Consider the following 19,525-nt stretch of genomic DNA (forward strand, 5'->3'; position numbering starts at 1 on the left):
CTTGTTTTGAAGTCTTGTCTGTCTTCCGCCACTTCTAGCACAAAACAGGGCATGCTCAGCAATCGAGCCCGTTGCCCTTCGCGACGCAGCGTTTATGCTGCGGCTTCCGCCTCTACCTCCCTTTAAAGACACCGTTCGGCAGTTCCGCAGCAATGCCGGCGCAACCCTCAAGGTTCTGACATGGCCAAAGTCGCTTTTCTCGGTCTCGGCGTCATGGGTTTCCCCATGGCAGGGCATCTCATGGCAAAAGGTGGCCATGACGTCACCGTGTTCAACCGCTCAACGGCCAAGGCGCAGGCGTGGGCGGAGAAATTCAGGGGAAAAACCGCTTCGACGCCGCAGGCCGCCGCCGAAGGCCAGGATTTCGTCATGTGCTGCGTCGGCAACGACCACGACCTGCGCGCGGTGACGACCGGCGCCGGGGGCGCCTTCGCCGGGATGAAGGCCGGAGCGGTTTTCGTCGACCACACCACGGCGTCAGCCGAAGTCGCCCGCGAGCTCGACGCCGAGGCGGCCAAGCGCGGTTTCAACTTCATCGACGCGCCAGTATCGGGTGGCCAGGCCGGCGCGGAAAACGGCGCGCTGACCGTGATGTGCGGCGGCAGCCCGGACGCATACGCAAAAGCCGAACCCGTGATCGCGGCCTATGCGAGAATGTGCAAACTGCTGGGAACCGCGGGCTCGGGCCAGTTGACCAAGATGGTCAACCAGATCTGCATCGCCGGTCTGGTCGAAGGCCTGTCCGAAGGAATTCATTTCGCCAAGAAAGCCGGCCTGGATGTTCATGCCGTGATCGACACCATCTCGAAGGGAGCGGCCCAGTCCTGGCAGATGGAAAACCGATATAAGACGATGAACGACGGAAAGTTCGATTTCGGCTTTGCGGTCGAATGGATGCGCAAGGATTTGTCGATCTGCCTCGCCGAAGCGCGGCGCAACGGCGCCAGCCTTCCGGTTACGGCCCTCTGCGATGCGTTTTATGCGGAGGTCGAGAAGATGGGCGGCAAGCGCTGGGATACGTCGAGCCTGCTGGCCCGTCTGGAGCGGTGATTCTTGTCGAAAGGCGCGGCTGGATCGGTGCATCGGCCGCGTGCGAATGATATCGCGCAAGAGGTTAATTTAACCTCTTGTTAACGCGATTCTTTGGCTGTTTAAGGCAGCTCTTAATGATTTAGCGCCAGAGATAGCAGGAGTAAAAGCGCGCGCGGCTGCGCGTAGGATTGTTGTTGTCTGATGAGTAAACCCGCCGATAGACCTGAAGTTGTCCAGCTTCCGGTCGAACAGCCGATCGCAGCGCCGCCACGCAACCGCCGCGCCGCCGCCCAACGGGTGCGTGAGGCCCGCGACCGGTTAACGTCGAGCAGTGGAACCCGTCCCGCGTTCGACCGCGAATTGCTTCGACAATATGCGCAAACCCGGATGTCGGCGTCATATGTGGTGATGCTGCTGGTGGTGGCGACCGGCCTGCTGTTCGGCCTCTGGCTGGAGCCGATCTCGGCAGCGGCCTGGACCTGCGGGATATTTTGCATTCACGCCGTGATCATCCGTAACTGCGCCAAGTTTCTAAACGAAGCGCCCTCGCCCACCGATACACGCAGATGGCGGAGACGATTTGTTCTGCTCGATTTGCTTTATGGTCTGTGCTGGATGGCAATCCTGATTCATCCCGCCGGCGGCGATATCATCTCCAACACACTACTGATGTTCTTGATGCTGCTGGTGGTGGCGGTATCGAGCATGCTGGCCGCCAGCCTGCCGATCGCAGCGCTTGCGTCGACCACGCCGGTGACCTGCGCGATTGCGTTGAATTTCGTGCTCGGTGGCACGTTCGACAACTACGTTCTGGCCCTGCTCGCGGTCGCGGCGGAGGGCTATTTCGCCCTGCTGGCGCACCAGCTGCATTCGACGACGCTGGCCACGCTGGAGGCCCGCGCAGAAAAAGACGCGCTGATCGGCGAACTCGAACAGGCCAAGGCGATCTCCGACGAGGCCCGGCATCGCGCGGAATCCGCCAACGTCGCGAAGTCGCGTTTTCTGGCGCAGATGAGCCACGAACTGCGCACCCCGCTCAACGCGATCCTCGGCTTCTCCGAAGTGATGAAGAGCGAGATCTTTGGCGGCCATGCGGTGCCGGTCTACAAGGATTATTCCGCGGACATCCACAATTCCGGGGTGCATCTGTTGAATCTGATCAATGAAATTCTCGATTTGTCGCGAATCGAGGCTGGGCGTTACGAACTCAACGAAGAGGCGGTTTCACTGGTGCATGTCGTCGCCGACTGCCACCATTTGCTGAAGCTGCGCGCATCCAGCCGCGGCATTACCATCCACGAAGTGTTCGAGCACGGCATGCCGCGAATCTGGGCCGACGAGCGCGCCTCGCGCCAAATCGTGCTTAACCTGTTGTCGAACTCAATCAAGTTCACGCCGCAAGGCGGCGAGATCTGGCTGAAAGTCGGATGGACCGCGTCGGGCGGACAGTATCTCAGCGTCAAGGATACCGGGTCCGGCATCGCCGAAGAAGAAATTCCGATTGTGCTGGCATCGTTCGGCCAGGGTTCCAACTCGATCAAATCGGCTGAACAGGGCGCGGGCCTTGGTTTACCGATTGCAAAAAGCCTGATCGACATGCACGGCGGCACGTTCACATTGAGATCGAAGCTCCGCATCGGCACTGAGGTCATCATCACATTCCCGCCGGAGCGCGTGATGTCGGCGCTGGCGCCGATGGCCGAGGAAGCGCCTCCTCTGCAACCCGACTCGTTGGATACCCATCCGCCGGCCGATGACAAGCGCCGGCCGCGCAACAAGCCGATCATGAGCGCGGGAACAGGGTTGTGATGCCGGCGCTTGCGCAAACCATCGAAACCGCATCAAACTCGCTGAATGAGCATCGAGACGCCGTGCATTGCGGTCTGCATGATCGATCCGAGCACCGGCCTTTGTCATGGCTGCGGACGCACGTTGCCGGAGATTGCGCGGTGGCATCGCATCGACAGTGCGGAGCGGCTCGCGATCATGCAACGCTTGCCCGCGCGGATGGCCGAGGCGGGCCTGCCTGCGCTTGCTCCGCGCCCCGCAAAGGACGGCTGACCGTCGCATTCCGCGGGAGCCTGTCGTGAGCCGCTTTCTGCTTGTTCTTCTTATGCTGGCGGCTACGGCAGGCGCCGTAGTGGCCTATGGCGACCCCGAACGGATCGAGCAGGCGAGCAATACCGTCTCGGAGATGCTGCGCAAACGCGCCGCCCAGCCAACGCGCGCCGTGCAAGTCGCACGCGGGCTGACCGGCGAATTCGCTTTGCGCGCGCAGATCAACGGAGTCAATGCGCCGATGGTGATCGATACCGGGGCGACCTCGGTTGTTCTTACTTACGAAACTGCGAAGGCCGCCGGACTTCCGCTCGAACTGCTCGACTACAACGTCGACGTCGAAACTGCCGGCGGTCACACCAGGGCGGCACGGCTGACGCTCGATCGTCTCGCGATCGGCAAGCTTGTGGAGCGTTCGGTCCCGGCGCTGGTGGTCCCGCGCGGCCAGATGAAAACCAACCTCCTCGGCATGAGCTTTCTGGACCGGCTGGAAAGCTGGGAAGTGCGTGCCGACCGGTTGATGCTGCGCGGCTATCCCTAAGCGGCCATCGAAACCGGAGCGCGATCGTCGACCCGCGCAATCGCGTCACGCAGGACACTGACGCCGGCGCCGGGCTTCACGCCATTCTCGGCCAGGTGGCGACGGAACGCGCGCGCGCCCGGCACGCCGTGAAAGGCGCCGACGAAATGCCGCGTCATTGAATGCAGTCGAATGCCGCGCGCGAGTTGATCCTCGATATAGGGCATCATGGCTTCAAACACGTGTTTCATGGTCGGGTACGGCGCGGGTTCTCCGAACAACTCAGGATCCGCCGCCAGCAACCGCCACGGCTCCTGATAGGCCGCACGTCCCAGCATCACGCCATCGACATGCTTCAGATGCCGCTTCGCCGCGGCGATGCCGGTGATGCCGCCGTTGATGATGACGGGCACGCTCGGCAAGGCCGCTTTCAATCGGTACACCCGGTCGTAATCGAGCGGCGGGATGTCGCGGTTTTGCTTCGGCGACAATCCGTTCAGCCAGGCCTTGCGGGCGTGAACGATCAGAGCATCGACACCCGCCGCCATGGCGCGCCGCGCCAGCGTATCGAGCGCCAGTTCCGGATCCTGGTCGTCGATGCCTATCCGGCATTTCACCGTGACGGGAATGCGTACCGCCTGCTTCATGGCGGCAACGCCCTCCGCGACAAGGTCCGGCTCCGCCATCAGGCAGGCGCCGAAACGCCCATCCTTTACGCGATCCGACGGGCAGCCGACATTCAGATTGATCTCGTCGTAGCCAAAATCCTCGCCGATTTTCGCTGCTGCTGCGAGGTCAGGCGGATTCGAACCGCCAAGCTGAAGCGCCACCGGATGTTCGCTGGCGTCAAATCCGAGCAGACGCGCGCGATCGCCATGGATGATGGCGGCGGTGGTCAGCATCTCGGTGTAAAGTGTTGCACGCCGCGTCGTCAGGCGATGGAAGACGCGGCAATGCCGGTCGGTCCAGTCCATCATCGGAGCGACTGAGAAGCGATAGTCCTGTAATTTCAACAATTTACGTTCTGCTCAATTTCATTCAAAGCTGGAAGACGTGGCGCGCGATGACAACCCTTCTCTACGCCCGGCCGCACGATAAGTCAGCTTGTAATCCTGCAGCGTGTTCGACCGCGCCAGCCAACTAAGCACTTGAATTGACCGAGCGGTCAGTTAATTTCAGCCGGAAGCCTAAGAGCGTCGGTCCGGGAAGCGGGCTAAAAGGACGTTGGCCCCGGGGGACGCGCGTGGACGCAACCATTTTCCTGTTCCTGCTGCAGGACGGCATCATCAACGGCGCAGTCTATGCGCTGGTGGCGATTGCGACGGTGCTGGTGTTCGCGGTGACGCGGGTTATCCTGGTGCCGCAGGGCGAATTTGTCGCGTTCACGGCACTGACCATCGCCGCACTCGAAAACGGAAAAATGCCGTCAACGCCCTGGCTGTTGCTGGCGCTGGGAGGCCTCGCGGCGGCGTCCGAACTGATAAGACATTTCCGGGAACTGACCGTCCGCCGCGTCTTGAGAATTGTTCTGTTCGATCTGGCGCTGCCGATTGTGCTACTCCTGCTCACGCGAACGGTGGCGCCGCTCAAACTCGGCCAAGCGTCCAACATTCTGCTTGCGATTGCGCTGATCGCGCCGATGGGCCCGATGATCTATCGCATCGCGTTCGAACCGATCGCTCATTCCAGCGTGCTGGTTCTACTGATGGCTGCCTTCGGCGTGCATTTTTCGCTGATGGGGCTTGGTCTGTTGTTTTTCGGACCTGAGGGCACCGGCACCGCCCCGCTCTCTTCGGTTTCCTTTGCGCTCGGCGATCTCGTCGTCACCGGCCAGAGCGTAGCGGTGCTGATCGTCACCTCGCTGCTGCTGGTGATATTTGCGCTGTTTTTCGGAAGCACGCTGCTTGGCAAAGCGCTGCGGGCCTGCTCGTCGAACCGCATCGGCGCGCGCCTTGTCGGAATCCCGACCTCGGCCGCCGGGCAGATCGCATTCGCATTGGCCGCCCTTCTGGGCGCCGTGTCGGGCGCCATGGTCGGCCCGTTGATGACCGTCTTCTATGACAGCGGCTTTCTGATCGGATTGAAAGCGTTTGTTGCAGCGATATTGGGCGGTCTTGTGAGCTATCCGCTGACCGTGCTCGCAGCCCTGGCGGTCGGATTTGCCGAAGCACTGTTTTCGTTCTGGGCCAGCAGTTTTAAGGAAGTGCTGGTGTTCACGCTGATCATTCCGGTGCTGGCATGGCGCTCGGTGTACGCGCCGCATGCCGAGGAGACGGAATGAAGCTGTCCTGGCGGCCGTTGATCCCGATTATCTGTGCGCTGGGAATCCTGATCGCGCCTTTCACCGGGCTGATGCCGGATTATTGGGTCACGCTGTTCAACTACATCGGCATCTCGAGCCTGGTCGCGATCGGTCTCGTGCTGCTGACCGGCGTCGGGGGCATGACGTCGTTCGGACAAGCCGCCTTTGTCGGCTTCGGCGCCTACACCACCGGGGCTTTGACCGTGCATTTCGGCGTCTCGCCATGGCTGACGCTGCCCGCCTCTCTGGCCGTGACCATGATCGCCGCAGGCTTGATCGGGGCGATCACGGTTCGGCTGTCCGGCCATTATTTGCCGCTCGGCACCATCGCATGGGGCATTGCATTCTTTTATTTGTTCGGAAATATCGGCTGGCTCGGCGCCCATGACGGACTTCCCGGAATCCCGCCATTGCGGATTGGCGCGCATGCGCTGTTCGATCCCAGTGAATATTTTGTGGTGGTGTGGCTCGCCGTCGTGCTTGCGGTGACCGCCACCCAGAACCTGCTCGGCAGCCGGATCGGCCGGGCGATCCGCGCGCTGCGGCGCTCTACCCGCGCTGCCGAAGCCTTCGGCGTCAATACCGCGGGCGCCAAGCTGATGGTGTTCGTCTACGCCGCGATGCTCGCGGGCCTTGCCGGATGGCTCTACGCGCACTTCCAGCGCTCGGTGTCGCCAGGGCCGTTCGGCATCAGCGCCGGCACCGAATATCTGTTGATGGCGGTGCTGGGCGGCGCCGGGCGCGTCTATGGCGCCATTCTCGGCGCCGCCGGGATTACGGTATTGCGCGACCAGTTGCAGAATTTCCTGCCATGGCTGGTCGGCAATACCGGCAATTTCGAAGCCATCGCATTCGGTGCGGTGCTGGTGCTGATCCTGCAATTCGCATCCAATGGATTGTGGCCGATCCTGTTTGGGCCGCCACCGGCGCCAACGCCCCCGGCGCCGCGCGACGATCGGCGCCTGCCCGATCGTCCGCTGCCGGAACCGGGAACGCCGCTGCTGCAGGCACAATCCGCACGCAAGGCATTTGGTGGATTGGTCGCGGTCAACGACGTGAGTTTCGAGGTGCAAAGCAGCCGGATTATCGGTCTGATTGGGCCGAACGGCGCCGGAAAAAGCACCACCTTCAACCTGATTACCGGCGTGCTGCCGCTTACCTCGGGGCATATTCAATTCGAGGGCCACGCATTGCAGGCACAAACCCCGCAGCGCGCCGCAATGCTCGGGCTCGGACGCACTTTTCAGCATGTGGAAATCGTCGCCGACATGAGCGTGATCGAGAACGTCGCGCTCGGCGCGCACCTGCGCGGCAGCGCAGGCCTGGTGCGCGCGATCCTCAATCTCGATCGTGCCGAGGAAGCGCTGCTGTTTGCCAATGCGCGGCGCCAGCTCGACCGCGTCGGTCTTGCCGATGTTGCGTTCAAGCCGGCAGGCACGCTGGCGCTGGGCCAATTGCGGCTGGTCGAAGTCGCACGCGCATTGTGTCTCAATCCGGTACTGCTGTTGCTCGACGAGCCGGCCGCAGGTCTGCGCGTCGGCGAGAAGAAAGCATTGGCCCGGCTGCTACGGGAAGTCCGTAGCGAAGGCATCAGCGTGCTGCTGGTCGAGCACGACATGGACTTTGTAATGAGCCTCGCCGACCGGTTGGTGGTGCTGGATTTCGGTACCAAGATCGCCGAAGGCATTGCCTCCGCGATCCGCCAGGATCCCGTCGTGCTCGAAGCTTACCTCGGAGGCGTGTCGTGACAGCAGCGCTGCTCGATGTCCGTGATCTCTGCGTGTCCTACGGGCGGGCGCAGGTGGTGCATGACGTCTCCATCGCCGTGACCAAGGGTGCGCTGGTCACGGTGATCGGCTCCAACGGCGCCGGCAAGACCACGCTGCTCAATGCCGTCATGGGACTTTTAAGCGCGCGCGGCCATATCAAATTCCGCGGCGGAGAAATCAATTCGGTGCCGCTGGAGAGCCGCGTGCAGGCTGGCCTCTGCCTTGTGCCGGAACGCCGCGAACTGTTCGCCGACATGCCGGTCGAGGACAATCTGCTGCTGGGCGGCTTCCGGCGGCCGCGTGCCGAACGCAAGCAGACGCTGGACGAGGTTTATGCACGCCTGCCGCGGCTGCAGGAGCGGCGGCACCAACTGGCCGGTACGCTGTCCGGCGGCGAACGCCAGATGCTGGCGATGGGGCGCGCACTGATGGCGCGGCCAACGCTGCTGATGCTTGATGAACCCAGCCTGGGGCTGGCGCCGAAAATCGTGCGCGATGTCTTCCATATCCTGACGGATCTGCGCAAAACCGGCGTCTCGATTCTGCTGGTCGAGCAAAATGCGCGGGCCGCGCTCGAGGTCGCCGATTATGCTTACGTGATGGAATTGGGCGCGATCACCACGCAGGGGTCGCCGGCAGAAATCTCCAGGGATTCGCGATTGGTCGAAAGTTATCTCGGCCTCGGCGGCAACGAGTACTAACGTTACAACAACCAGAAGGGAGAACGTCGAATGTTACGCAAGAGTTGGATGATCGTGCTGGCCACCCTGGTCGGCCTCGGCAGCGCGCAAGCGCAGATCAAAGTGGGCATCACCATGAGCGCATCCGGACCGGGTGCGGCCCTTGGGCAGCCGCAGAGCAAAACGGTGGCGGCGTTGCCCAAGGAAATCGCCGGACAGAAGATTACCTATTTCGCGCTTGACGATGAATCCGATCCGACCAAGGGCGCGCAGAACGCGCGCAAGCTCATTACCGAGGAAAAGGTCGACGTGCTGATCGGCTCGTCGCTGACCCCGGTCAGCCTGCCGCTGATCGATATCGCTGCCGAATCCAAAACTCCGCTGATGTCGCTGGCCGCCGCCGCCATCCTGGTTTCGCCGATGGATGACAAGCGCAAATGGGTGTTCAAGGTGGTACCCAACGACGATATCATGGCCAACGCGATCCTGAAATATATTGCCAGGACCGGGGTCAAGACCCTCGGCTATATCGGCGTTTCCGACGCTTATGGCGAAGGCTATTACAAGGTGCTGAATGAGGCTGCGCCGAAACTCGGCATCACCCTGACCGGGCACGAGGTCTACGCCCGCAGCGACGCCAGCGTCACCGGACAGGTGCTGAAGGTCCTCGCGACCAAACCCGATGCGGTGTTCGTCGCTTCGGCCGGCACGCCGGCGGTGCTGCCGCAGAAAGCGTTGCGCGAACGCGGCTACAAAGGGCCGATCTTCCAGACCCACGGCGTCGCCACCGAAGAATTCATCAAGCTCGGCGGCAAGGATGTCGACGGCGCTATTTTTACGGGCGAGGCATTCACGGTCGTCAACGACCTGCCGGCGGACAGTCCGTTCCGAAAACCTACGACGGCCTTCATCGATGCCTACAAGGCCGCGAACGGCAACATCCCGTCGATTTTTGGCGCGCACCTGTGGGATTCGGTGTCGCACGTGGAACGCGCGATCCCGGCCGCGCTGAAGGCCGCAAAACCCGGTACGCCGGAGTTTCGCGCCGCGTTGCGCGACGAAATCGAGAAGACAAGGGACTTTGCGCTGAACAACGGCTTATCGAACATGACGCCGGATAATCACAACGGCTATGACGAGCGCTCGGCCTTTGTGATCGAAGTAAAGGACGGCGCGTTCCATCTGGTAAAGTAGAAACGAAAAAATCGGATATCGTCATGCCCGGCCTTGTGCCGGGCATCCGCGTCTTGGCGATTGGCAAAAAAGACGTGGGTGGCCGGCACAAGCCCGGCCATGACGAAAAGCACTTCGTTTTCGAGCAGACGTCCGCATTTATCCCGGCACGAACCCAAACGCCCGCTCGAACCGCTTCGAATATTCCGGCCACACTTCCGGATTGATTATCCGCGGCGGCCGCTGGCCATCGAGCGTGCCGAGCATCTGCTCGGCGGCGATACGGCCCATGTTGGCGCGAGCCTCCTTGGTCACACCCGCGGTATGAGGACTAGCCAGCACGTTGTCGAACTGCAGCAGCGGATGGTCCGGCGGCGGCGGCTCTTTTGCCCAGACGTCGAGGCCCGCGCCGGCAATTTTCTTGTCACGCAACGCATCGAACAACGCCGCTTCATCATGAATAAAGCCGCGTGCGGTGGTGATGAAGTACGCCTGCGGCTGCATCAGTGCGAATTCGCGTGCGCCGATCATGCCGCGATTGTCCTTGGTCAGCGGGCAGCTGATGGAGACGTAGTCTGCACGGCGCAGCAGTTCATCGAGTTCGACCATTTCGCCGCCGCGCGCAGCAATTTCCGCCATTGAAAGATATGGATCATAAGCCAGCACCTTCATGCCGAGCAGGCCGCTGCACAATTCGGCGATACGTCGGCCGACATTGCCGATGCCGATAATACCGACGGTCTTGCCCTGCACTTCGGTGCCGATCAACGCGTTGCGGTTGACATTCGGATCGCGGCGCAAGGCGCGGTCCGCTTCGGTGATGCGCTTCGAAAGCGTCAGCATCATCCCCAGCGCATGTTCGGCCACCGAATGCGCATTGCCGCCGGACTGGTTGACCACTACAACGCCCGCCGCCGTGCAGGCATCGACGTCGACAGGATCGAATCCCGCGCCATTGCTGGAAACGATCAGCAGGTTTGGCGCCCGCTTCAGCAGGTCACGATCGACATGGAAATGTCCGGCAAGTTCGTCGCGCGCCGCACCGATCTGATAGGCATGCGCCGCAGCCACAATGGGTGCCGCAACGTCGTCGGGACTTTCATTTTCGAGCCGGTCGAGCCGCACGTCGGGACGCGCCTGCAATATTTCGGTGTAGATCGGGTGCGCCAGATATTTGACGTAAAACACGCGCTTGCTGTTGGCGGACATTCTCTCTGAACCTTTTTATGCGTCATGGCCGACTTGTCCCGGCCATCCGCGTCTTTGCTTCTGCACGACCTACAAGACGTGGATGCCCGGCACAAGGCCGGGCATGACAGAGGGGGTCAGTTGGGAAATCCATAGAGTTTTGCCGGGTTACTGACGAGGATACGGTGCTGCGTCGCCTGGTCCGGCGTCCACGCCTGAAACAATTCGAACAGATGCCCGACATCGGGCATCGCGCCCTCGACGCGCGGGTGCGGCCAGTCGCCGCCCCACACCAGCCGCTCCGGATTGGCCGCGACCAGCGCCTCGTGAAACGGCCGAGCATCGGGATAGTCGGGCGCGTTCCGGCTGATGCGATGCGCACCCGACAGCTTGGCCCAGCACCAGCCCTCGCTGAGCGCGCGCAGCAGGCTTTGGAAGCCGTCGGTTGCGGTACCGGCGCGGGCATCGGTACGGCCCATGTGATCGATCACCACGGCCATGCCGATTGATTTCAGGACCGGAATCGTTTCCGGCAGATCCTTGACGTCGATCCAGAGCTGCAGATGCCATCCGAGTTCAGTCATGACAGGCGCGAGTGTCCGCGCCGCGCCGAGCGGCACCCCACCGCGATAGTGCAACTGCCCGTCGCGAAAGAAATGATTGAAGCGCAAGCCACGAACGCCGAGCTCGTTCCACCGCCGCAACGTCTCGGACGAAACGGTTTCGTCGGCCACCGCGACGCCGCGCAGCCGGTCGGGGTGTTGCGCCAGCGCATCCAGCATCGCCGAATTGTCGCGGCCGTGCGCGCTGCCCTGCACCAGCACGCCGCGATCGAATCCGAGCAGGTCCAGCATCGCCAGATATCTTTCCAGCGGCGCATCCGGCGGCGTGTAGCTGCGATCGTCCGCGTAGGCAAACCGCGCCGCCGGCCCAAACACATGCGCGTGCGTATCACAGGCGTTCGGCGGTGGCGGCACCTTCGGCCGGGTCGGCTGCAGCGGCGGCAGGCAGGCGGGAATCATCGGATCATCAGCCGCGTCATTCAGCCTTCATTCCTGCTGCCTTGATGATCGGTCCCCATTTGTCGTAGTCGGCATGGATCACCGCGTCGAATTCCTTCGGCGAACTGCCGATCGGCGTCGCACCGAGCGTGTTGAGTCGGTCTCTCACGGCCGGCGCCTTCAACGCGGCGACGAAATCGCTCGACAATTGCGCCACGACATTGGCCGGCATCCCGGCCGGCCCCGCCAGGCCCCACCACACGCCGGTATCGTAGCCGGCCACGCCGGCTACGGCCATGGTGGGAACATCGGGCAGGAATGGCGCGCGTCTCGCGGTCGTGACGCCAAGCGCACGGACCGTGCCTGCGCTGATCTGCCCGACCGACTCCGGCCCGTTGTTGAACGACATCGGAATCTGTCCCCCCAACAGATCGTTCATCGCGGGACCGCCGCCCTTGTAGGGAATCGCGAGAATGTCGACCTTGGCGAGATTCTTCAGCAACTCGCCGGCAAGATGGGTCGAAGTGCCGTTGCCGGCCATTCCGTACGACAGGCTTCCGGGTTTGGCTCGCGCCTGCGCCAGAAGATCGGCCAGCGTCCTGAACGGGGAGTCCGCGCGCACCAGCAGGATGTTCGGCGACGATGCCAGCAGACAGATCGGCGTGAAATCCTTGAAAGTGTCATAGGGAATTTTCGGATAGAGAAACGGATTGGTGGCGTGGCCGCTGGCGACCACGATCAGGGTGTAGCCGTCCGGCGCCGACGTGGCGAGCGCCTGGGAAGCGACCACGCCGCCCGCACCCGGGCGGTTTTCGACAACGACCGGCTGGCCCCAATTCTTCGACAGTTCATCGCCGAGCGTGCGCGCCAGGATGTCGACCGCTCCGCCTGCCGGATAGGGCACGAATAGATGCACGGCCTTCGTGGGAAATCCTGTCTGGGCCGAGGCAACATTTGTGACGGCGACCACGCCGGCCGCAAAGGCAAGCGTCCGAACCCATCTCATGGCATCTCTCCCAAGATCTTATCGTTGCCGGTTTATCGCATGCCGGCATGCCGCTGACATGGTCACAGCACGCAGATCACCGCACCGCCACGGCATGTTGACAATCCCGTTAATCGCGTCAAGTTCGGCGATACCATGAGGTGTTCGTGCCGCCATCCTTCGAGGCACGCGCAAAAGCGCGCTCCTTAGGATGAGGGTTGTAGTGGGCAGGGAGAATTCGATGGCGGCCGCCGAGGGACAAGCGTCCCTTCAATCTGAACCGGAAACCTGGCACGGGGTGGTGCAGCGGACGCTGAAGCGCAACGAGGTCCGGCTGGTGCCCTACGTGCCAGACCGGGTGCTGACCACCCTGATCAAAAATCTTCACGCCGATTCCTTCTTTACCACCTTCCCCACCGCGCGCGAGGAAGAGGCGGTCGGAATCGCCGCGGGCGCGTGGATGGGCGGCATGCGCAGCGCCGTGCTGATGCAGACCTCGGGCTTTGCGACGCTGGCGAACGCGCTGGCGTCGATGGCGATCCCGTACCAGATTCCGCTTGTCATGTTCGTATCGGAACGCGGCACGCTGGGCGAATTCAATTACGGACAGTCGCTGGTTTGCCGCACCATGCGGCCGGTGCTGGATTCGCTGGCGATGGTGCATCACACCGCAACCCGGCTCGACGAGTTCGAATTTATCTGCGATCGCTCGATCAAGCAGGCGATCGCCACCCAGGCTCCGGTGGCGCTGATCCTGTCGCCGTTGTTGACCGGCGGCAAGGTGTTCGAGAAATGAGCGATCAGATGACCAAGGACACCGCCGCTCCGGTTCGCAACACCAAGGTGATGAACCGGTTCGACCTGACCAAACGGCTGGTGGCGAAACTGAAGCACGAGGAAGCCGTCGTCGGCGGCATCGGCAACACCAATTTCGACCTGTGGTCGGCGGGGCGCCGGCCGCAGAACTTTTACATGCTGGGCAGCATGGGCCTTGCATTTCCGATCGCGCTCGGCGTCGCGCTGGCGCAACCGCAACGGCGCGTCATCGCGCTGGAAGGCGACGGCTCGCTCTTGATGCAGCTCGGCTGCCTCTCCACCATCGCATCGCTCAAGCCGGCGAATCTCAGCCTGATCGTGATGGATAACGGCATCTACCAGATCACGGGAGCGCAGCCGACGCCCGCGGCGGCGGCGTCCGACATCGTTGCGGTCGCGCAAGGCTGCGGAATTGCGAACAGCGCGTGGGCCGCCGACGAGGAAGATTTTGAGCGGCTGGTCGACGGGTCGCTGTCGGCGGCCGTCCCGACGCTGATCGCGCTGCGCATTGACGACAAGCCCGGCGTCGGCACCACCGATCGCGACCCCGTGCAGATCCGCGAACGATTTATGCGCGGCGTCGGCGTGCGCAAGGAAGTACCGACGGGTTAAGGGTTCCGAACAGGGAATCGTGTTATCCGGAATAATGACAACCATTCTCCGGATCATCGCGTGGCTGCTGACTGCGGCCGTGACGTTCGCAACGCTCGGCCCCGCGCGGCTTCGGCCGCATTCCGATCTAGGCCAGGACGGCGAACACGCGCTGGCGTTCGTACTGGTCGGACTGGCGTTCGGTCTCGCTTATCCGCGCCGCCTGCTCATCGCAAGCATTGCCACAATCCTGATCGGCGCGCTCGAACTGCTGCAGCTCTGGATGCCGGGCCGGCACGCGCGGCTGGAGGATTTCATCGTCGATGCGCTGGCGGCGTGCGTGGGAATCGCGGCGGCGACGGTGCTGGACTGGGCTACGCAACGAATGCGTCGCTCGTCCTGAAATCGTCATTCCGGGGCGCGCGAAGCGCGAGCCCGGAATCCATAAACACCGTATTTGCGTTCAGCATTCATACGCCGACAACGGGCGTATGGATTCCGGGCCTGCGCCCAAGAGGGCGCATCCCGGAATGACGAGGCTTACAGCAGCCCGGCGCCTCTCGCCCATTTGTACTTGGCGCCCAGCACCGCGACCGGAATCTCCGTCGAATACGCGTAGGCCACGATGCCGTTCTGATAGAGATAATCCGCGGCCTCCTCGACCTCGATATCGCCGGCCAGCGAGGCCACGATCGGCTTTTCGATTCCTTTCGCCTTCATCGCGTTCTTCACCTCGACCATGTTCCTGGCGAACACCATCGGGGGCGTCACGATGGTGTGCCAATACCCGAGGATCAGCGAATGGATCCGCGGGTCTTCGAGGCCGAGTTTCACGGTGTTGACGTAAGTGATCGGAGGCTCGCCACCGGTGATGTCGACCGGGTTGCCGGCGGCACCGAACGGCGGGATGAATTTGCGGAACGCGGCGTCGAGATCCGGCGGGATTTGCATCAATGACAATTTGTTGTCGATGCAGGCATCCGACAGCAGCACGCCGGAACCGCCCGCTCCCGTGATGATGACGACGTTCTCGCCCTTCGGCGTCGGCAGCACCGGGATGCCGCGGGCGAATTCCAGCATGTCGCGCAGCGAGCGGGCGCGGATCACGCCGGACTGGTTGAACACGTCCTCATAGATCTTGTCGTTGCCGGCAAGCGCGCCGGTATGGGAGCTCGCAGCCTTGGCCCCGGCCGAAGTGCGGCCCGCTTTCAGCACCACGATCGGTTTTTTCTTCGACACGCGCTTTGCGACTTCGGCAAACGCACGGCCGTCCTTCAAGTCCTCGCAATGCTGCGCGATGATCTGGGTGTTGTCATCCTGTTCGAAGAACGTCAAGAGATCGTCCTCGTCGATGTCGGACTTGTTGCCGAGGCCGACGATCGCGGAGACGCCCATCTTCGCCGATCGCGAAAACCCGATGATCGCCATGCCGATGCCGCCTGACTGCGATGACAGCGCCGCAGAGCCCTTCACATCGTACGCCGTGCAGAACGTCGCGCACAGGTTCGCATGGGTATAGTAGAAGCCGTAGATGTTCGGTCCCATCAGGCGGATGCCGTATTTCTGGCCGATCGCCTGGATTTCTTCCTGACCCTTCATGTTGCCGGTTTCGGCGTAGCCCGAGGGAATGAGGATCGCACCGACCACTTTTTTCTCACCGCATTCCGTCAGCGCCGCAGCGACAAAATTTGCCGGAATCGCAAACACAGCGATGTCTACCTCGCCCGGCACGTCCTTGACCGACTTGTAGACCTTCTTGCCCATGATCTCGTCGGCCTTGGGGTGGATCGGATAGATCTCGCCTTTGTAGCCGCCGTTGATAAGGTTCTTCATCACCGAGTTGCCGATCTTGCCGGTCTCGGCCGAGGCGCCGATCACGGCGACCGACTTCGGCTTCATGATGCGGTTCATCTGGCGGACGATGTCGTCGTGGTTCGGGCGCGGGCGCGGCGGTTTTGGGTCGAAATCGACGACGATACGAACGTCGGCGGCGATCGCATCGGCCTTGGTAGCGAACACCGGGTTGAGGTCCATCTCGGAAATTTCCGGGAAGTCGGTGATGAGCTGCGAGACATTGACGATGATGGCGGCGATCGCATCGCGATTGGCGGGATCGCTGCCGCGCACGCCTTTCAGCATCTCATGGGCCTGGATGCCGTCCAGCATCGAGAGCGCGTCCTCCTTGGTCGCGGGCGCGAGGCGGAACGTGATGTCCTTCAACACCTCGACCAGCACGCCGCCCAGCCCGAACGCCACCAGCTTGCCGAACGATCCGTCGCTCACCGCGCCGATAATCACTTCCTGGCCGCCCAGCAGCATCTGCTGGACCTGGATGCCATCGATCTTGGCGTCCGATTTGTATTTCTTGGCGTTCGCAAGGATTGTCGCGTAATTCTTTTCCACGTCTTCGGCGGTTTTGACGCCCACCATCACTCCGCCGGCTTCGGTCTTGTGCAAAATATCCGGCGACACGATTTTCATCACCACCGGAAAACCCATGCCGGTAGCAAGCTTCGCCGCCTCGGCTGCGGATGTTGCGACGCCTTCCTTCGGAACCGGAATGCCATAGGCGTCGCAGACGAGCTTGCCCTCGGGCGCTGTCAGACTGCTGCGCTGGTCCGCCTTGACCGCGTCGAGAATTTTGCGAACCGCATCCTTGGAATGAGACATTGGCTTTTCTCCCTGACGTCCGTTTTTATACATTGTCCCGACCGGCGCCGTATGGCATTTGGTATGCCAGAAACAAGCTTGTCAAGTCATCGCCGGCCCGGCGAACGCCGAAAACAAAGGCAACTTGACATTCTGGTATTTGGTATGCCAAAAAACAAGCGGATTTATTCTGCTAAGAAGACGTCTCCCGCCAGAGGAGATCAGTCGTGCCCGTACGGAAACAAACCAAGGCGCCCCCCATTATGGCCGAGGCAGAAATTGCAATCGTCCGGATCGCGCCGGAAACCAGCTTCAAGAACAAGGCCTACGAAGCCTTGAAGGAAGCCATTCTCAAAATGGATATCTACGCCTCGCCCGAGCAGGTCATGCTCGACGAGCGTGCCTTGTCGGAACGCCTCGGCGTCAGCCGCACGCCTATTCGCGAAGCTATTGCGATGCTGGAGCAGGACGGTTTTGTGAAAACCGTGCCGCGCCGCGGTATCGTCGTGGTACGCCGCACCAAGAACGAGATCGTGGACATGATCCGCGCCTGGGCCGCGCTCGAAAGCATGGCGGCGCGACTGATCACCACCACCGCGCGTAAAAAGGACATTTCGGCGCTGCGGGACTTCTTCAGGAATTTCGGCAAGGATCGGCTGCCGCAGGACCATGTCGAGGAATATTCCAAGGCCAACATCGCCTTCCACCAAGCGCTGATTTCGCTCAGCGAATCGCCGGTGCTGGTCGACATGACCAACGACATCCTGCTGCACGTGCGCGGTTACCGCCAATTGACCATCGGGCGGGTCGATCGCACCGCAACCTCGCTGCCCGAACACCTGGCGATCATCGAAGCGCTCGAGGAGCGCGACACGGAACTGGCGGAAAAGCGCGCGCGCGACCACACGCTTGGGCTCGCCGCCTATGTCGAGACGCACGGCCAGGAACTGTTTAACTAGAGCCGTTCATATCAGAAGAAGACGACGAACCCGTCCGCAGAAAACGATCAGGGAGAACGCGGAATGTCCGCAACCGTACAGAGCATTGCCGCAAGTGTCGCCGAAGCCGAGCGCGAACAGACCGACGGCTTCAATCTTGTCATCGATGCGCTGAAGCTCAACGGCCTCACTACCATCTACGGTGTGCCTGGAATCCCGATCACGGACTTCGGCCGCATGGCGCAGGCCGCCGGTATTCGCGTCATCTCGTTCCGCCACGAGCAGAACGCCGGATACGCCGCCTCGATCGCCGGCTTCCTGACCAAGAAACCCGGAGTCTGCCTGACGGTGTCGGCGCCGGGCTTTCTCAACGGCTTGACGGCGCTTGCCCACGCCACCACCAACTGCTTTCCGATGATCCTGATCTCGGGCTCGTCCGAGCGCGAGATCGTCGACCTGCAGCAGGGCGACTATGAAGAGATGGATCAGCTCGCGATCGCCAAGCCGCTGTGCAAGGCGGCGTTCCGCGTGCTGCACGCGGCCGACATCGGCATCGCCCTTGCGCGCGCGATCCGCGCGGCGGTGTCGGGCCGGCCCGGCGGCGTATATCTCGACCTGCCCGCAAAACTGTTCGGGCAGGTGATGGATGCAGACGCAGGAACGAGATCGCTGGTCAAAGTGATCGACGCGGCACCAGCGCAGATTCCAGCACCCGATTCGATCAGGCGCGCGCTCGATGTATTAAAAGGTGCAAAACGCCCACTGATCATTCTGGGCAAGGGCGCCGCCTACGCGCAGGCAGACGACGCAATTCGTCAGTTTGTCGAAAAGAGCGGCATTCCGTTCCTGCCGATGAGCATGGCCAAGGGCCTGTTGCCTGACACCCACCCGCAATGCGCAGGGGCGGCCCGTTCGACCGTGCTGAAGGACTCCGACGTGGTGATGCTGATCGGCGCCCGCCTCAACTGGCTGCTGTCGCATGGCAAGGGCAAGGCCTGGGGCGAGGCTCCGAAGAAGTTCATCCAGATCGACATCGAGCCCAAGGAAATGGACTCCAATGTCGAGATCGTCGCCCCGGTGGTGGGCGACATCGGCTCCTGCGTTTCGGCGCTGCTCGCGGGCATTGGCGGCAACTGGCAGGCCCCGTCTGCGGACTGGACGGGCGCCGTCGCTAAGAAGCGCGATGAGAACATCGCCAAGATGGCGCCGCGGCTGATGAACAACAATTCGCCGATGGATTACCATGGCGCGCTCGGCGTGCTGCGCACGATCATCAAGGAGCGGCCTGACGCCGTCCTGGTCAACGAAGGCGCCAATACGCTCGACCTCGCGCGTGGCATCGTCGACATGTATCAGCCCCGCAAGCGCATCGACGTCGGCACCTGGGGCATCATGGGGATCGGCATGGGCTACTGCATCGCGGCAGCCATCGAAACCGGCAAGCCGGTGCTTGCAATTGAAGGCGATAGCGCCTTCGGTTTCTCGGGCATGGAAGTCGAAACGATCTGCCGCTACAAACTGCCGGTTTGCATCGTTGTCTTCAACAATGACGGCATCTATCGCGGCACCGACATCAATCCCATGAGCTCGGACCCGGCACCGACGGTGTTCGTGAAGGGGTCGCGTTACGACCGGATGATGGAAGCTTTCGGCGGTGTCGGCATTAACGTGACGAACCCCGATGAGCTCAAGCGTGCGGTGAACGCGGCGATGGATTCCGGTAAGCCGACCCTGATTAACGCGGTGCTCGATCCGGCGGCCGGCAGCGAGAGCGGCCGCATCGGCAATCTCAATCCGCAGAGCAAACTGAAGAAGAAATGACT

Annotated in this window: 18 protein-coding genes; 13 read left to right on the forward strand and 5 right to left on the reverse strand. The window is 62.2% G+C overall.

The annotated features are described in order from the left end of the window. The first annotated feature begins 180 nt into the window (after positions 1-180). The 4 genes from ACFE72_RS00970 to ACFE72_RS00985 all read left to right on the forward strand — a co-directional run bounded on the left by ACFE72_RS00970 (position 181) and on the right by ACFE72_RS00985 (position 3,631). Positions 181-1,050: an NAD(P)-dependent oxidoreductase gene (locus tag ACFE72_RS00970; protein WP_375411169.1), complete on the forward strand. Its 870-nt coding sequence runs from the start codon at positions 181-183 to the stop codon at positions 1,048-1,050. A gap of 183 nt (positions 1,051-1,233) precedes the next feature. Next, the gene (locus ACFE72_RS00975) at positions 1,234-2,841 is read left to right on the forward strand and encodes a sensor histidine kinase (RefSeq protein ID WP_375411170.1); all 1,608 of its coding nucleotides are present in this window, start codon (positions 1,234-1,236) and stop codon (positions 2,839-2,841) included. A 45-nt stretch (positions 2,842-2,886) separates the two neighbouring features. After that, on the forward strand, positions 2,887-3,093 hold the full coding sequence (locus ACFE72_RS00980) for a DUF1289 domain-containing protein (RefSeq protein ID WP_375411171.1): 207 nt from the start codon (positions 2,887-2,889) through the stop codon (positions 3,091-3,093). A 25-nt stretch (positions 3,094-3,118) separates the two neighbouring features. Further along, positions 3,119-3,631 (forward strand): TIGR02281 family clan AA aspartic protease, encoded by a 513-nt coding sequence (locus ACFE72_RS00985; RefSeq protein WP_375411172.1) that lies wholly within the window; start codon positions 3,119-3,121, stop codon positions 3,629-3,631. Here ACFE72_RS00985 and dusA read toward each other — a convergent pair. Further along, positions 3,628-4,626 carry a tRNA dihydrouridine(20/20a) synthase DusA gene (gene dusA, locus ACFE72_RS00990; RefSeq protein WP_375411173.1) on the reverse strand — a complete coding sequence of 333 codons (999 nt, stop codon included), beginning with the start codon at positions 4,624-4,626 and terminating at the stop codon, positions 3,628-3,630. The genes ACFE72_RS00985 and dusA overlap by 4 nt on opposite strands. A gap of 227 nt (positions 4,627-4,853) precedes the next feature. On the opposite strand from dusA, the gene ACFE72_RS00995 reads away from it, so the two are divergent. From ACFE72_RS00995 to ACFE72_RS01010, 4 genes are read left to right on the forward strand one after another with little or no spacing between them, the layout of a single operon-like run. Beyond that, positions 4,854-5,891: a branched-chain amino acid ABC transporter permease gene (locus ACFE72_RS00995; RefSeq protein ID WP_375411174.1), complete on the forward strand. Its 1,038-nt coding sequence runs from the start codon at positions 4,854-4,856 to the stop codon at positions 5,889-5,891. Beyond that, a complete protein-coding gene (locus ACFE72_RS01000; RefSeq protein WP_375411175.1) occupies positions 5,888-7,660 on the forward strand; it encodes an ATP-binding cassette domain-containing protein in 1,773 nt (590 codons plus the stop codon). Before ACFE72_RS00995 ends, ACFE72_RS01000 begins: the two co-directional genes overlap by 4 nt. After that, positions 7,657-8,382, forward strand: coding sequence for an ABC transporter ATP-binding protein (locus ACFE72_RS01005; RefSeq protein WP_375411176.1), 726 nt, complete (start codon positions 7,657-7,659; stop codon positions 8,380-8,382). The genes ACFE72_RS01000 and ACFE72_RS01005 overlap by 4 nt, the downstream gene beginning before the upstream one ends. Before the next feature lie 30 nt (positions 8,383-8,412). Beyond that, positions 8,413-9,555 (forward strand): ABC transporter substrate-binding protein, encoded by a 1,143-nt coding sequence (locus ACFE72_RS01010; protein WP_375411177.1) that lies wholly within the window; start codon positions 8,413-8,415, stop codon positions 9,553-9,555. Positions 9,556-9,693: 138 nt separating this feature from the next. Here ACFE72_RS01010 and ACFE72_RS01015 read toward each other — a convergent pair whose 3' ends face one another. The 3 genes from ACFE72_RS01015 to ACFE72_RS01025 form a co-directional block, all read right to left on the reverse strand. Further along, entirely contained in the window at positions 9,694-10,743 is a 1,050-nt protein-coding gene (locus tag ACFE72_RS01015) for a hydroxyacid dehydrogenase (protein ID WP_375411178.1), read from the reverse strand. A 116-nt stretch (positions 10,744-10,859) separates the two neighbouring features. Next, positions 10,860-11,744, reverse strand: a complete 885-nt coding sequence (locus ACFE72_RS01020; protein ID WP_375411179.1) for an amidohydrolase family protein — start codon at positions 11,742-11,744, stop codon at positions 10,860-10,862. A gap of 16 nt (positions 11,745-11,760) precedes the next feature. Continuing rightward, positions 11,761-12,729 (reverse strand): Bug family tripartite tricarboxylate transporter substrate binding protein, encoded by a 969-nt coding sequence (locus tag ACFE72_RS01025; protein ID WP_375411180.1) that lies wholly within the window; start codon positions 12,727-12,729, stop codon positions 11,761-11,763. A 220-nt stretch (positions 12,730-12,949) separates the two neighbouring features. On the opposite strand from ACFE72_RS01025, the gene ACFE72_RS01030 reads away from it, so the two are divergent. From ACFE72_RS01030 to ACFE72_RS01040, 3 genes are read left to right on the forward strand one after another with little or no spacing between them, the layout of a single operon-like run. Beyond that, on the forward strand, positions 12,950-13,504 hold the full coding sequence (locus ACFE72_RS01030) for a thiamine pyrophosphate-binding protein (RefSeq protein WP_375411181.1): 555 nt from the start codon (positions 12,950-12,952) through the stop codon (positions 13,502-13,504). Beyond that, a complete protein-coding gene (locus ACFE72_RS01035) occupies positions 13,501-14,136 on the forward strand; it encodes a thiamine pyrophosphate-dependent enzyme (protein WP_375411182.1) in 636 nt (211 codons plus the stop codon). Before ACFE72_RS01030 ends, ACFE72_RS01035 begins: the two co-directional genes overlap by 4 nt. A 34-nt stretch (positions 14,137-14,170) precedes the next feature. Further along, positions 14,171-14,518, forward strand: a complete 348-nt coding sequence (locus tag ACFE72_RS01040) for a VanZ family protein (RefSeq protein WP_375411183.1) — start codon at positions 14,171-14,173, stop codon at positions 14,516-14,518. Positions 14,519-14,655: 137 nt separating this feature from the next. Here ACFE72_RS01040 and ACFE72_RS01045 read toward each other — a convergent pair whose 3' ends face one another. Then, positions 14,656-16,785, reverse strand: a complete 2,130-nt coding sequence (locus ACFE72_RS01045; protein WP_375411184.1) for an acetate--CoA ligase family protein — start codon at positions 16,783-16,785, stop codon at positions 14,656-14,658. Between the two features lie 242 nt (positions 16,786-17,027). Between ACFE72_RS01045 and ACFE72_RS01050 the strand changes: the two genes are divergently transcribed. Beyond that, a complete protein-coding gene (locus ACFE72_RS01050) occupies positions 17,028-17,723 on the forward strand; it encodes a GntR family transcriptional regulator (protein ID WP_375411185.1) in 696 nt (231 codons plus the stop codon). 63 nt (positions 17,724-17,786) lie between these two features. Further along, positions 17,787-19,523, forward strand: a complete 1,737-nt coding sequence (gene oxc / locus ACFE72_RS01055) for an oxalyl-CoA decarboxylase (RefSeq protein ID WP_375411186.1) — start codon at positions 17,787-17,789, stop codon at positions 19,521-19,523. Positions 19,524-19,525 lie beyond the last annotated feature (2 nt).

The organism is uncultured Bradyrhizobium sp., assembly GCF_964252615.1.
Classification (GTDB): domain Bacteria; phylum Pseudomonadota; class Alphaproteobacteria; order Rhizobiales; family Xanthobacteraceae; genus Bradyrhizobium.

What these genes read in the sequence shown, in the direction of transcription:
- ACFE72_RS00970 (WP_375411169.1), top strand. Translation starts at nt 181, where the DNA reads ATGGCCAAAGTCGCTTTTCTCGGTCTCGGCGTCATGGGTTTCCCCATG.
- ACFE72_RS00975 (WP_375411170.1), top strand. Translation starts at nt 1,234, where the DNA reads ATGAGTAAACCCGCCGATAGACCTGAAGTTGTCCAGCTTCCGGTCGAA.
- ACFE72_RS00980 (WP_375411171.1), top strand. Translation starts at nt 2,887, where the DNA reads ATGAGCATCGAGACGCCGTGCATTGCGGTCTGCATGATCGATCCGAGC.
- ACFE72_RS01000 (WP_375411175.1), top strand. Translation starts at nt 5,888, where the DNA reads ATGAAGCTGTCCTGGCGGCCGTTGATCCCGATTATCTGTGCGCTGGGA.
- ACFE72_RS01010 (WP_375411177.1), top strand. Translation starts at nt 8,413, where the DNA reads ATGTTACGCAAGAGTTGGATGATCGTGCTGGCCACCCTGGTCGGCCTC.
- ACFE72_RS01015 (WP_375411178.1), bottom strand. Translation starts at nt 10,743, where the DNA reads ATGTCCGCCAACAGCAAGCGCGTGTTTTACGTCAAATATCTGGCGCAC.
- ACFE72_RS01020 (WP_375411179.1), bottom strand. Translation starts at nt 11,744, where the DNA reads ATGATTCCCGCCTGCCTGCCGCCGCTGCAGCCGACCCGGCCGAAGGTG.
- ACFE72_RS01025 (WP_375411180.1), bottom strand. Translation starts at nt 12,729, where the DNA reads ATGAGATGGGTTCGGACGCTTGCCTTTGCGGCCGGCGTGGTCGCCGTC.
- ACFE72_RS01030 (WP_375411181.1), top strand. Translation starts at nt 12,950, where the DNA reads ATGGCGGCCGCCGAGGGACAAGCGTCCCTTCAATCTGAACCGGAAACC.
- ACFE72_RS01035 (WP_375411182.1), top strand. Translation starts at nt 13,501, where the DNA reads ATGAGCGATCAGATGACCAAGGACACCGCCGCTCCGGTTCGCAACACC.
- ACFE72_RS01040 (WP_375411183.1), top strand. Translation starts at nt 14,171, where the DNA reads ATGACAACCATTCTCCGGATCATCGCGTGGCTGCTGACTGCGGCCGTG.
- ACFE72_RS01045 (WP_375411184.1), bottom strand. Translation starts at nt 16,785, where the DNA reads ATGTCTCATTCCAAGGATGCGGTTCGCAAAATTCTCGACGCGGTCAAG.
- ACFE72_RS01050 (WP_375411185.1), top strand. Translation starts at nt 17,028, where the DNA reads ATGGCCGAGGCAGAAATTGCAATCGTCCGGATCGCGCCGGAAACCAGC.
- oxc (WP_375411186.1), top strand. Translation starts at nt 17,787, where the DNA reads ATGTCCGCAACCGTACAGAGCATTGCCGCAAGTGTCGCCGAAGCCGAG.